At 64.6% G+C, this 12,640-nt stretch carries 11 protein-coding genes; 4 read left to right on the forward strand and 7 right to left on the reverse strand.

The window, feature by feature from the left end; all coding sequences use genetic code 11:
- Nucleotides 1–81: 81 nt before the first annotated feature.
- Nucleotides 82–1,263 carry an ABC transporter substrate-binding protein gene (locus ACVIIV_RS18080; protein ID WP_456745360.1) on the reverse strand — a complete coding sequence of 394 codons (1,182 nt, stop codon included), beginning with the start codon at nt 1,261–1,263 and terminating at the stop codon, nt 82–84.
- Between the two features lie 60 nt (nt 1,264–1,323).
- On the opposite strand from ACVIIV_RS18080, the gene ACVIIV_RS18085 reads away from it, so the two are divergent.
- Together ACVIIV_RS18085 and ACVIIV_RS18090 are read left to right on the forward strand one after the other, a co-directional pair.
- Complete coding sequence (locus ACVIIV_RS18085; protein WP_456745361.1) at nt 1,324–1,896, forward strand: DUF3280 domain-containing protein; 573 nt, start codon at nt 1,324–1,326, stop codon at nt 1,894–1,896.
- A gap of 115 nt (nt 1,897–2,011) precedes the next feature.
- On the forward strand, nt 2,012–3,094 hold the full coding sequence (locus ACVIIV_RS18090; RefSeq protein WP_456742802.1) for an ISAs1 family transposase: 1,083 nt from the start codon (nt 2,012–2,014) through the stop codon (nt 3,092–3,094).
- A gap of 30 nt (nt 3,095–3,124) precedes the next feature.
- Here the strand turns inward: ACVIIV_RS18090 and fghA are convergent, their stop codons facing one another.
- Together fghA and ACVIIV_RS18100 are read right to left on the reverse strand one after the other, a co-directional pair.
- Complete coding sequence (fghA, locus tag ACVIIV_RS18095; RefSeq protein WP_456745362.1) at nt 3,125–3,970, reverse strand: S-formylglutathione hydrolase; 846 nt, start codon at nt 3,968–3,970, stop codon at nt 3,125–3,127.
- Between the two features lie 72 nt (nt 3,971–4,042).
- Nucleotides 4,043–4,663 carry a response regulator gene (locus ACVIIV_RS18100; RefSeq protein ID WP_008562541.1) on the reverse strand — a complete coding sequence of 207 codons (621 nt, stop codon included), beginning with the start codon at nt 4,661–4,663 and terminating at the stop codon, nt 4,043–4,045.
- 208 nt (nt 4,664–4,871) lie between these two features.
- Between ACVIIV_RS18100 and ACVIIV_RS18105 the strand changes: the two genes are divergently transcribed.
- Together ACVIIV_RS18105 and ACVIIV_RS18110 are read left to right on the forward strand one after the other, a co-directional pair.
- Entirely contained in the window at nt 4,872–6,230 is a 1,359-nt protein-coding gene (locus ACVIIV_RS18105; RefSeq protein ID WP_456745363.1) for a histidine kinase, read from the forward strand.
- A 251-nt stretch (nt 6,231–6,481) separates the two neighbouring features.
- Nucleotides 6,482–8,953 carry a TonB-dependent receptor gene (locus ACVIIV_RS18110; RefSeq protein ID WP_456745364.1) on the forward strand — a complete coding sequence of 824 codons (2,472 nt, stop codon included), beginning with the start codon at nt 6,482–6,484 and terminating at the stop codon, nt 8,951–8,953.
- Between the two features lie 112 nt (nt 8,954–9,065).
- Here the strand turns inward: ACVIIV_RS18110 and ACVIIV_RS18115 are convergent, their stop codons facing one another.
- The 4 genes from ACVIIV_RS18115 to ACVIIV_RS18130 form a co-directional block, all read right to left on the reverse strand.
- A complete protein-coding gene (locus ACVIIV_RS18115; RefSeq protein WP_456745365.1) occupies nt 9,066–9,812 on the reverse strand; it encodes an SDR family NAD(P)-dependent oxidoreductase in 747 nt (248 codons plus the stop codon).
- 153 nt (nt 9,813–9,965) lie between these two features.
- Entirely contained in the window at nt 9,966–10,883 is a 918-nt protein-coding gene (locus tag ACVIIV_RS18120; protein ID WP_456745366.1) for an MBL fold metallo-hydrolase, read from the reverse strand.
- Between the two features lie 91 nt (nt 10,884–10,974).
- The gene (locus ACVIIV_RS18125) at nt 10,975–12,180 is read right to left on the reverse strand and encodes an NAD(P)/FAD-dependent oxidoreductase (protein ID WP_456745367.1); all 1,206 of its coding nucleotides are present in this window, start codon (nt 12,178–12,180) and stop codon (nt 10,975–10,977) included.
- 121 nt (nt 12,181–12,301) lie between these two features.
- Entirely contained in the window at nt 12,302–12,580 is a 279-nt protein-coding gene (locus ACVIIV_RS18130; RefSeq protein ID WP_456745368.1) for a hypothetical protein, read from the reverse strand.
- Nucleotides 12,581–12,640 lie beyond the last annotated feature (60 nt).

Here is a 12,640-nt window from a genome sequence, read left to right on the forward strand (position 1 = left end):
CGGGCTGCGTTCACCTCCCCCGCTTGCGGGGGAGGGGGCGCACCGTCATTGTCGCGGCTGCTCGATTTCATCTCACCTCGCTCACTTCAGCTTGCATTTGCTCTCCGGGCGATCGTAGCCGAGCGTGTCGAGCTCGGAGACCTGGTGCAGGAATCCTTCCTGCGGCGACACCGACACCACCATGCGGCCGTCGACCAGCAGGATCGGCTGGCGCAGCTGCAGATTCCAGTCGCGCAAGGTGAGCCGCGTCCCCTTGAAGGCGGCGACGGAGAAGTCCGGGCCCTTGATGAAGTCGGTGACCTTCCTGACGTCGCCGGAATTGGTGCGCGAGGTGGCTTCCCCGATCATGCGCACCGCGGTCCAGGCCTGCATGTCGAGCGCGGTCATGCGCCGCGAGTTCAGCTTGGCGAAGCGGTTCTGTATCTGGATGGCGCCCCACTGGTCCTGCGATGCGTCCCAGCTTCGCGGCACGAGCCCGGCCGAGCCCGCGACCGGCCGCGGATCCCAGGTGCGATAGGGCAGGTACGCACCGAACACTTCGCTCTCGTCGGCGGCGACCAGCACGTCATACGCGGGCGCCTGTTGCGTGAACACCGGCATCTGCCGCTGGATCTGCGTGACGCCCGAGTCGGTGCGCCGCGCGCCGCCTTTGTCTTCAAATGTGCGCTCCTGCACGATCTTGGCGCCGAACCGCGTTGCTGTCCGCCTCAAGGCATCGGCGAACAGCCTGTCCTCGTCATGGGAGCCGACCACCAGCAGCCAGCGCGACCACTTCTTCCACACCAGGTATTGACCGAGCGCATCCGCCAGCATCGCGCGCGTCGGCGCGGTGTGGATGACGTTGGCACGGCAATCGGCCTCGCGCAGCCGCTCGTCGATCGCGCCGGCGTTGAACAGCAGCGTGCCGCGGTCGCGCAGGGCGTCGGCGACCTTCAAGAGCGCATCGGCCGGCAGGTCGGCGATGATGAAGCTGTTCTTCTCGGCGAGCGCGGTTGCGGCTTGCGCCACGTCCTCGCCTTCCTTGATGCGGCGCTCTTCCAGCGAAAACCGCTGCCCCGTGAATTTTCCGGTGGTGTTGTTGTCCTCGATGGCGAGGCGGGCGCCGGCGACGCCGTCATTCTCCGCGGGCTGCTCGACCAGCGACAGCGTCGATCTGGTGCCGGCGATTCCGAGATAGCCGACGCCGATCAGGACAGGCTCGGCCGCGAGCGCGCTCGTCGCAGCAAGACCAAAGCCGATCAGGCCGGCCAACCATCGGATCATGTTTCCTCCAGACGATCTCCCCGGCTTGACCGCCGGTGAAGAATTGTCTCTGCTTCAAGCATGACCAATTTGTCAGGGCATGCAACCCCGCATTTCGTCCTTGCGCGCGCGAGGCCGGGAATCACGATCATGCGAGCATTGATATGTCTCGCGGCTTTGCTGGTGACGGGGTCGGCCGCGCTCGCCGATCCGCCCAAGCTCGCGGTGTTCGATTTCGAGCTGATCGATACCAGCCTGCCCGGCGAGTTCTACGGCTCCAAGCCGGAAGAGGCGCGGCTGGAGCGCATCAGCGAGCAGCTGCGCAAGGAATTGGCAGAGTCGGGCCGGTTCCAGGTGCTCGACATCGCTCCGGTCAGGGACGCCGCCCGTCACGCCAATTTGCAGGCCTGCGGCGGCTGCGACCTCAAGCTCGCCGGCCAGCTTGGCGCCGATTTGGAGATCACCGGCCTGGTGCAAAAGGTCTCGAACCTGATCATCAATCTCAACATCTATTTGCGCGACGTGAAGACCGGCAACATGATCGCGGCCGCCAGCGCCGACATGCGCGGCAACACCGACGAATCCTGGACGCGTACGATGAGCTACCTGATCCGCAACCGCCTGCTGGCCCCGAATTACGGCAAGCCGGAGTAGGGGACTCTTACCCTCCCCTGGAGGGTAGGGGAATCGCATATGGCGTTGGCGGGGTGTTGCCAAGCGGCTGGAACTGGATTCTTTGGGTGTCTCTCGATTCCCGAGGGAGCCCTAAATGCGCAAGCTCAAGCGCCTGTTTCGACCGCTCAAGGATCCGCGCGCCAGCAACAGCCGACACGATCTGGTGGATATCCTTGTCATTGCATTGGCGGCTACGCTGGCTGGCGCCAAGACCTGCACCGAGTTCGAGTTCTTCGGCCAAGGCCGCGAGGAACTGTTGCGGCGATTCCTGGAGCTTAGGCACGGTATTCCGAGCCACGATACGTTCAGCAACGTCTTCCGTGCGCTGGACCCGAAAGGTCTGGAAGCGGTTTTGCGCAAGTTCAGCAAGAGCTTCGGCATCGAGGGCGTGGTCAGCATCGACGGCAAGGCTCTGCGCGGAGCCTTCGCGCGTGGCCGGCAGGCCACGCCGCTGCATATGGTCAACGTCTGGGCGGCCGGCACGCGTATGGCGTTGGCTCAGCGGAAGGCCCCCAATCGCAACGAGGTTGCTGGAGCTCTCGAAGTCCTCGCGCTGCTCGATCTGGACGGAGCTCTTGTCACCGCCGACGCCTTGCATTGCCGGCCCGATACCGCGCAAGCCATCCGCGACCGGAAGGGGCACTACGTGTTGGCCATCAAGAGCAATCGTGGCCGGCTCTTCAAGGCCGCCAAGACGCTGGTCGACACAGCCCGAAAGGCTGCGCGAGCGAGTCAACGAAGGGCCACCGCCCACGGCCGCATCGAACGCCGGCAGGCCATCATCGCGCCGGCGCCACAGTTGGCGAAGCAATACGACTTCCCTGCTATCGCCGCCGTCGGCCGCATCGACAGTTGGCGCGCCAACTCGGGCAAGACCGCCAAGCATACGGTCCGATATTTCCTGGCCTCGCGCCTGCTGTCGGCCAAAAAGCTGCTCGAGGCCGTGCGCGCCCACTGGAGCATCGAGAACAACCTGCACTGGGTTCTCGACGTTCTGTTCGACGAGGACGCCTGCCGCAGCCGCAAGGATCACGCTGCGGAAAATCTCGCTCTTATTCGCAAGCTGGCCATCAATGCCCTGCAGGCAACGCCCGGTCCCGCGCGCATCAGCCACAAAATGCTCCAGGCCAGATGGAATAACGACTTCCTTCTCTCCACTCTCGCCCATATGCGATAGCCCTACCCTGGAGGGGGAGGGTAAGTAAGATCACGCCGTCAATCTCGCGGCGTGCCAGTGCAGATGATCGCTGATGAAGGTCGAGATGAAATAATAGCTGTGGTCGTAGCCCGCCTGGCGCCGCAGCGTCAGCGGGATGTTGGCCTTGCTGCACGCGGATTCGAGCAGCTCCGGCTTGAGCTGTTCCTTCAGGAAATTGTCGGCATCGCCGACGTCGACCAGGAAGCCGGAGAATTTCGCGCCGTCCTCGATCAGCGCCACCGTATCGTGGTTGCGCCAGGCGTCCTTGTTCGGCCCGAGATAGCCGGTCAGCGCCTTGATGCCCCAGGGCACGAGCGAGGGCGCCACGATCGGTGCAAACGCGCTGGCCGCCCGAAAGCGGTGCGGATTGCGCAGCGCCACCGTCAGCGCACCATGGCCCCCCATCGAGTGGCCCATCACCGATTGCCGCTTGGCATCGATGGGAAAGTTATCCGCCACGAGCTTCGGCAGCTCGTCGGTGACATAGCTCCACATGCGATAGTTGCGCGCGAACGGCTCTTGCGTCGCGTCGACATAGAAACCGGCGCCGAGACCAAAATCATAGGCGTTGTTGGCGTCGCCTGGCACGTCGGGCCCGCGCGGCGAGGTGTCGGGCGCGACGAAGATCAGGCCGAGCTCCGCGCAGGCCTTGCGGAATTCGCCCTTCTCGGTGACGTTGGCATGCGTGCAGGTGAGCCCGGAGAGATACCAGACCACGGGCAGCTTGGCGCCGTCGGCATGTGGCGGAACATAAACCGAGAACACCATGTCGGTTCCGGTCGCTTGGCTGGCATGGCGATACACGCCCTGCACGCCGCCATAGGATTTGTTCGTCGAGACAGTCTGAATCGTCATGCCCTAGAGCTCCGTGGCATCTCACCCGCAATCAACATTGCAACGCTTGTGTGACCGAAATTTGTGGCGATGTCAGGCGACGCCGCTGTCGATCGCCAGCCGCACCAGCTCGACCGAGGTCTTCACGCCGAGCTTCTGGCGCATGATCGAGGAGGTGTTGGCCACCGTCTTGTAGGACGATTGCACCAGCCAGGCGATCTCGGACAGGCTCTTGCCGGCGCTGAGCAGCCGCAGGATCTCCATCTCGCGCGCGTTCAGCTTCGACAGCGGGCTTTGCGCCAGCGCCGGCCCGGCAAAGGCGATGCTGCGCGCGATCGCCGTCGGAAGGTAGGTCCCGCCGCCCCCGACGGCGCGGATCGCCTCGACGAGATCGTCGGGGTCGCCGGTCTTGGAGACGTAGCCCTTGGCGCCGCATTCGATCGCGCGCGCGGCGAAGGCAGGGTCGTCGTTCATGCTGAACATGATGATGCGGGCCTCCGGCGCGCGCTCGAGGATGCGGCGCGCGAGCTCGAAGCCGGAGACGGTCGGCAGGTTGATGTCGATGATGCAGAGGTCGGGGCGTTCGACGATGAAGACGCACTCGCCGTCTTCGGCGTCGGCGGCCTCCAAAATCTCGATCTCGCCTTCGTCGGCCAGCACGGCACGGCAGCCGGAGGCGACGATGGGATGATCGTCGACGATCAGAATGCGCATAGGCGTTCCCCGCGACAGCCTGTTCCCCTGATAGAACTTGCCTGTTCTCTGCCGCATGTTGCCGGCATGAGCAGCTGCGCGTCTCATGTCGCCTCATGCAACCCGGCCGGGATTGCTGTACGCTTCCGATTAGATATCCGCCGCTTCGCCTCTGTCAATGTCGTCGGACAGGCGCGGGCAAAACCTTCGCGGAGCACGAGCGAGACCCATGTGGCAAAATCTATCCTTGCGCGGGCGCATCAACCTCTTGCTGGCGCTGCTGCTGGCGCTGGGGCTCGCGGTCAATATCGGCCGCCAGGTCGCCGAGGCTGGCCCGCGCGTGCAGGCCGAGGACCAGAGCGTGATCCGCCTTGCCCGAGAGTTCATCGAGATGATCGTGGCGGACCTGAACGAGGCGCCCGATCCGGACGCGCGGCTGAACCAGATCGCCCGCGATCTCAGCCGCCTGCGCCATGTCAGCATCACGCTTCGGGACGCCGGAGGCGATCCGCTGACGCCGCCCCGGCCTGACGCCGACGCCGACACGCGCGGCCCGCCGGCCTGGTTCGTCAGCCTGGTTCATCCCGAGCAGACCGCGGTCAACGTGCCGGTCTCGATCCGCGGCAAGCCCGGCTCACTCGTCATCACCTCGCATCCCGACGACGAGATCGCCGAGATCTGGGACGGCATCGTGACCCAGCTCGAGGTCGGCTCGATGATCGCGGTGGCGCTGTTTTTCTTGATGATGAATGTGGTCGGCCGGGCGCTGGCACCGCTCCAGTCGCTGGCGGAGGCAATGGGGAAGCTCGAAGGCGGACATTACGAGGCTCGTGTCGCGCCGGGCGGCGCGCCGGAGCTCGCTGCGATCTGCACCAAGCTCAACCACCTTGCCGCGACGCTTCATGAGGCGGTCGAGGACAAGCGGCGTCTTGCCGAGCGTGCAGTGTCGCTTCAGGACATCGAGCGCAAGGAGATTGCGCGCGAGCTCCATGACGAGTTCGGGCCTTATCTGTTCTCGCTGCGCGCGCATGCGAGCGCGCTGGCGAAGCTGGCGGACGGACGCGCGCCGAGTGCGGATGCCGTGCGAAAACATGGCAGCGCCATGCTGGAGCAGCTCAATGCACTTCAGCAGTTCAATCGCCGCGTGCTGGAGCGCCTTCGGCCCGTGGGCCTTGCCGAGCTCGGCCTGCGCCAGGCGCTCGAATCGCTGTCGCGGCTGTGGCGGGAGTCGCATCCCGACGTCGCGATCGAGACCGTGATCTCGCCGGCGCTAGGCGCAACCGGCGAGACCGCCGACCTCACCATCTACCGCATCGTGCAGGAGGCGCTCACCAATGTGTTCCGCCACGCCGGCGCGACATCGGTCAATGTCGTCATCGAGCCTGTGCAACAGCAGGGGCGTGACGGTCGGGCATGCGCCCGGGTGCGGGTCAGCGACAATGGCCGGGGCATGGAGCCGGGCCAGAAGCTCGGCTTCGGGCTCGTCGGGATGCGCGAGCGGATCCTGGCGCTGGGCGGCACACTCAATGTCGTCTCCGGCGACGGCGGCTTGACCGTCGAGGCGCTGATTCCGACGGCGAACGCCTGATCGCGGCCGTAGCATGAGCCGGAAAAGTGTGAAGCGGTTTTCCGAGAGGATCATGCTCAAATAATAACCTGAAGCGCGATGATCTTATCGCGCTTCAGGTTGATCGGGAAAAATTCCCGATTTGGTCGGGAAAACGGGTGCGGATATTGCCCGACCTTTTGTGGCTGGCGCGCGAACAGTCCCTGACTACACTTCTCTCGACCAAACGGCGAAAATCAAAACGGCCGGTGGTGACGGATGGGGAAGCAGGGATGGGCGAGCGTCTTCGGTTCAAGCGTCGTTTGTTGATGGCCTCGGTTTCGACCGGCCTGGTGTCCGGGCTGGTTTTCGCGAGCCCCGTCGAGGCCGTGCAGGACGAAGAGACCAACGTCCAGAACCTGCCGCCGGTCGAGGTCACTGCGCCGCCGCCGTCAACAACGCGGCGTATCACGGCGCCGCGACCGGTCGCGCGCGTGGGGGCGCCGTCGTCCGCCAGCCCGAGGACGCGCATCTACGTCTACCCGACCGCACCGGGCACGGGCAGGGGTCTCGATGTCGACAAGGTCCCATCCGCGATCAATGCTGTCGATGCCAGCCAGATCAAGCGCACGGGCTCGCTGAACGTCACCGACGCACTGCGCGACAACATCGCCGGCGTCAATATCAGCGAGGTCACCGGCAATCCATTCACTCCTGATGTCGAGTTCCGCGGCTTTGTCGCCTCTCCCGTGACCGGCACGCCGCAGGGGCTTGCAGCGTATCAGAACGGCGTCCGCATCAACGAGGCATTCTCGGACGCCGTCAATTGGGACCTGATCCCCACTGCCGCGATCAGGTCGGTGACGCTGGTAACCAACAATCCCGCCTTCGGACTCAACGCGCTGGGCGGCGCGATCAACCTGCAAATGAAGGACGGCTTCACCTATCAGGGCGCGGAGCTGGATGTGATGGGCGGCTCGTTCGGCCGCATCCAGGGCTCGGCGCAATGGGGCAAGCAGGTCGACAAGAACTACGCCGTCTATGCCGCGCTCGAAGGACTGCGCGACAACGGCTTCCGCAATTTTTCGCAATCGACGGTGCGGCGCTTCTATGGCGACGTCGGCTACAAGGCCGGCGACAGCGAATTCCACGCCAATATAGGCGTCGCCAAGAACGATTTCGGCGCCAGCGCCACCGTACCGGCCGAGCTGCTCGACAAATATTGGGGCGCGACCTACACCACGCCGCAGACCACCTCCAATCGCGTCGGCTATCTCAACCTGACCGGCAAGGTCGATGCGACGCCGACCTGGACGCTCGAAGGCACCGCTCATGTGCGCAGGTTCGAGCAGAAGGTGGTCGACGGCAATCCGACCGACGTGCAGGAGTGCGTCGATCCGGCGCTGCTCTGCTTCGGCGATGACACCACGGCCGCCAATGGCGGCAATGGGGTGCAGCTTGCCAACCCCTTTGCTCCGGGAACGATCCTGGGCGAGATAGATCGGGGCTCGATACGTTCGACCACGTTGGGCGTGTCGGGGCAGGCCACCAACACCGATCAACTGTTCGGCCACGACAATCGCTTCGTGATGGGCGCAACCTACGACGCCAGTGTCACGCGTTACAACGCGACCGCCGAGATCGGCTCGATGGGAGAGAACTACGTCGTCAGCGGCAGCGGCGTTTTCCTGGGCGCGACCCCCACGGCAGACCCCGTTGCCGGCCCCGTCTCGCTGCGGACCGTCAACCAATATAACGGCCTGTATGCGATGGACACGTTCAACGTCACGAATGCCTTCGCCATCACCGGCGGCGGCCGTTTCAACGTGGCGCGGATCTCGCTGGAAGATCAGCTCGGGACCGCGCTCAACGGCGATCACACCTTCACTCGCTTCAATCCGATCATCGGCGGTACCTACAAGATCACGCCGGAGTTGACCGCCTATGCCGGCTATTCCGAGGCCAACCGCGTGCCGACGCCGCTCGAGCTCGGCTGCGCCGATCCCGCCAGGCCCTGCCTCATCGCGGCCTTTCTGGTCGCGGATCCGCCGCTGAAGCAGGTCGTCTCCAAGACCGTGGAAGCCGGCTTCCGCGGCACCAAGGAGCTGAACATCGGCACGCTCGGATGGAAGGTCGGCGGCTTCCGCGCCACCAACTATGACGACATCGTAGCGGTGCCCGTCGTCGGGCGAACAGGCTTTGGCTATTTCTCCAATGTCGGCCGGACACGCCGGCAGGGCCTCGAGGCCGAGGTCAACATCAAGTCGCCCACGCTCCAGTTCCAGGCGAGCTACGCCTTCGTCGACGCGCGCTTCCTCGATCCGCTCGAGCTCGGCTCCGAGAGCCCGTTTGCCGATCCGGCCACCGACACCATCCAGGTCAGGCCCGGCAATCAGATTCCCGCGATCCCGCGCCACCGCGTCAAGGTCGGCGTCGACTACGCCGTGACCGACGTCTGGAAGGTCGGCGGCAACGCGCTGTTCGTCTCCAGCCAATATCTCGTCGGCGACGAGTCGAACCAGTTCGCGAAGCTGCCGTCTTATACCGTGTTCAATCTCCACACCTCCTACCAGGTGACGAAGAACATCCAGCTCTACGGCCGCGTCGACAACGTCTTCGACAAGCGCTATGCGACCTACGGACAGTTCTTCGATACAGACGCGTTGCCCAACTTCACCAACGGCGGCAACGACTTCATCGACCCGCGCTCGCTGAGCCCGGCAAGGCCGCGCGCGTTCTATGCGGGGATGCGGGTGACGTTCTAGCCGGCTCGGAAGGCGGCAACAGATCGCGCAGACGCTGAGCATGATCCGGAAAAGATCATGCTCAAACGAGGAGCTGAAGCGGCGTGATGATTCACCTGGATCCCATCGCGCTTTAGATCAGTCCGAGGCCGCCATCGACTGCGAGAACCTGTCCCGTTATCCATCGTGAGGCGGGGCTCGCAAACTGCACAATCCAATCCGCGATTTCGTCAGGATCGCCGCGTCGGGCGAGCGGGATTTTTCCGCGTTCTTCCTGCTTGACGGCTTCAGCCTGCTCTGCGGACAGCCCCATCATCCCGGTCAAGGCGCCGGATTCCGTGGGCCCGGCGGCGACGGCATTCACTCTTATTCCCAGCGGTGCGAGCTCGAGCGCCCAGCACCGGGTCAGGTGTTCAAGGGCTGCCTTGCTGGCAGCGTAATGGGATAGTCCGGCCGCCGGTCGGTGACCATAGGTCGAGGAGATGTTGATAATGACGCCCTGCGTCGCTTTCAAGTGAGGAAGCGCGATGGAGGCCAGCAGGCTCGGACCGAGAACATTGACGGAAAAGATGTCCACAATCCTGTTGGGCGACACATCCGACAATGGAAGGATGGCGCCTGCGCCAGCGTTGTTGACGAGCGCATCCACTCGCCCCCAGCGATCGACCGCCTCCGCGATCGTCCGTCTGGCATCCTCGGCAGAGCTGCTGTCCGCAACCAGGCCCACGATGTTCTTGTGCATGGCGATCGTTTGCTCGACGGGACCGGCGCGACGGCCGGTGATGAGCACCTTGTCGCCCCTGCTGGCGAAACGGAGTGCAGCCGCCCGGCCAATGCCGGAACTGCCACCCGTTATGATCACGACTTTCCCGTTCTGCATTTTCGTTCGTCCTGTTTTGTCGTGAAGTTCGAGTGCTCAAGGCCGCACTCTCACTTCGACTTCGCCGGTTTCTCGGCTGCGAGAGATTTGGTGGAGGCGCGCTCATTACTGCCATGAGCGCGCGCTCCGATTTTGATCTGACCGAGCAAACCGTCAGTAGTCCCAGAACACCGGCACCCAGCGGAAGGCGTCGCCATCGATCGCGACCCGTCCGACCGACGGGAACGGCAAATGCGTGGCCACGAGCATCTCGCCGGTCTCGGCAAGCTCCCGCAGAAGACGGATGCGAACGCGCGCCGCCTCTTCGGGATCGTGCTCGAATCCGTTGTGCCAGTCGGGCTGGTCGAACCCGACGGCGAACACGGCGTCGCCGGCAAACGTCAGCGCCTCGCCGCCGGATGCGATGCGAACCACGCTGTGTCCGGGAGTGTGACCGCCGGTGCGACGTGCGACGACGCCCGGCGCAACCTCGTGGCCCTCATCGAAGGGCCTGAGCTGACTGCCATACGTTTTCACGAACTGCTTGGCGGTCGCCCGCAGCGCATCGGGAAAGCCCTGCGGCATGTTGGTGTGCGTGAAGTCGGGCGCCTCCCAGAATTTGACCTCGGCGGCTGCGACGTGGATGCGCAGGTCCTTACGCAGTCGCTCCTTCACCCCGTCGACGAGCAGTCCGCCGATGTGGTCCATGTGCATGTGGGTCAGCACGAGATCGGTGACGGACGCAAGGTCGATGCCGGCAGCCTCCAGTCGCTTGATCAACTGCCCGGCCCGCGGCAGGTGCAGATCTGGATCGGAGCCTAGCCCAGCGTCGATGAGAATGGTCTTGTCGCCGCTGCGGACCATCACCGCATTCAACGCCCAATCGAAGGCATCCGGCGGCAGGAACATCTCGCGCAGCCAGCTCGCCCGGTCGGCCGGGGCGGCGTTGTGGCCCAACATGGTGGTCGGCAGCGGCAGCACGCCGTCGCTGACCACCAGCACGTCGATCTCTCCGACCTTCAGCGCGTAGCGCGAGGGCACGAGCTCTTCGGGTTTCGATGTGCCGAGATGCGGAGTGTTGTGTACGTTCATGTTTGTCTCCTGTTTCATAGTAGAGGCTGCTGGCTTGTTTTGGTGGAGCAGGCCGCGCAGCCAGGGAGCGCGGCCGTCATCGCGTCGTGCGTTAGAGGCTGGTCACGCGCTCCGGATCGGCTGATGCGAGCGCAGCGGCGCGTTCGGCTTTCGGCGGATAGATCCAGATGGTGTTGATCTCTCGCTTCGTCTTCTTGGCGACGTCGCCGACCATCTCGACCTTGCGATCCCAGCCGCGCGTGAACAATGCGCCGGCTTCGCCGAGATCGAGACAGGTGACGTAGGCCTTCTGGTGGTACGGCCTGGTCGGAACGCCGAGCAGCTCGGCGGCGGCATTGTTGCCTGCAAAGGCGCCCATCCGCGTGGCGTGCTGGCACGACATCAGTGCATAATTGCCCTCGTCGTCGCAGGCGGCACGGGCCGCATCGCCGGTCGCGAAGACGCCCTCGACGCCAGGCACCCGCAAACAAGGGTCGACCAGCAACCGGCCGAAATTGTCGCGCTCGGCGGGAATTTGCGCCGTCAGCGGGGCCGCACGAATGCCCGCCGCCCAGATCACGGTCTCGGTTTCGATGTGTTCACCGTTCGACAAGGTGACGCCGGACTCATCGAGCGAGGCGACCCCGGCACCGAGGCGGGTCTCCACGCCGAGCTTGCGGAGGGCGCTCTCGATGACCGGCCGCGGACCTGCGCCCATGTCGGGTGCGATCGCGCTGTTGCGCTCGACGATGATGACGCGAGTCTTGGCATCCGGGCCGAGGATTGCGCGGAGCCGCGCCGGCATTTCGGTGGCCGCCTCGATGCCGGTGAAGCCGCCGCCGGCGACGACGACGGTGTCGCGTCCGTTCGCGGCCGGGCGCTTGGCGAGGCCGTGCAGGTGCTTGTCGAGCGCAATCGCATCGTCGAGCGAATCGACGCTGAAGCCGTGCTCGGCAAGACCCGGAATGTTCGGGCGGAACAGCCGGCTCCCGGTGGCAACCACGACACGATCGTAAGAGAGCGTCTTCTTGGTCCCTTTCGCCGTGGCGATCCTCACCATGCGGGATTGGGTTTCGACCGTCTCGACGCTGCCCTGAACATAGGCGACGTCGATCGCCTTGAGCACATCGAGCAGCGGTGCCGTCAAGGTCTCCGGATTTTGTTCGTAGAGTCGCGGGCGGACGACCAGCGTCGGCTCGGGTGCGACCAGCGCGATCTCGAGCTCGTCGGGCGAGACGCCCTGGATCTCGCGCAGCCGGGCAGCGGAAAGAGCGGCATACATGCCGGCGAAGCCGGCGCCGATGATGACTAGTCGCATTGACGTTCTCCTCTGGTTGATCTTCCTGGACACAGGCGCGTTGCCGCCGCCGCTACCGGTTTGCGGCAGATCCTGTTGCGGTCAGCAACGATGCGAAGGGTTGAAGCGAGCTTGCAGGCGGTTAATGCAGGGGGCAGCCGAGCGGCTGCGGGCTCTGACGAAAGACGATGGAGGGCGCGGGCTTGCGGCCCCAGTCCTGGTAGGGAAGGCGGGATCTGTCGCCGCTCATGACTGAAATCACCGGGTGAGCGTGTTGTACCGATTGCGGCGGAATGTCCGCCTCTTCACCTGCGGCTGAAGTGAAGCGGACGGTCAGCGTAAGTCCGTACACGACCGCGGTCGCGAGACCCTTGCGTGATGAGGTGGTTGCCAGCCGGTGGACGAAATCTTTCCCGATCATCATCTGTCTCCGTCGTGGGATTGGACATGGTGATGATCTAACCGATCGGGCGTGCCGCTG

This window comes from Bradyrhizobium sp. USDA 4354, assembly GCF_054060315.1.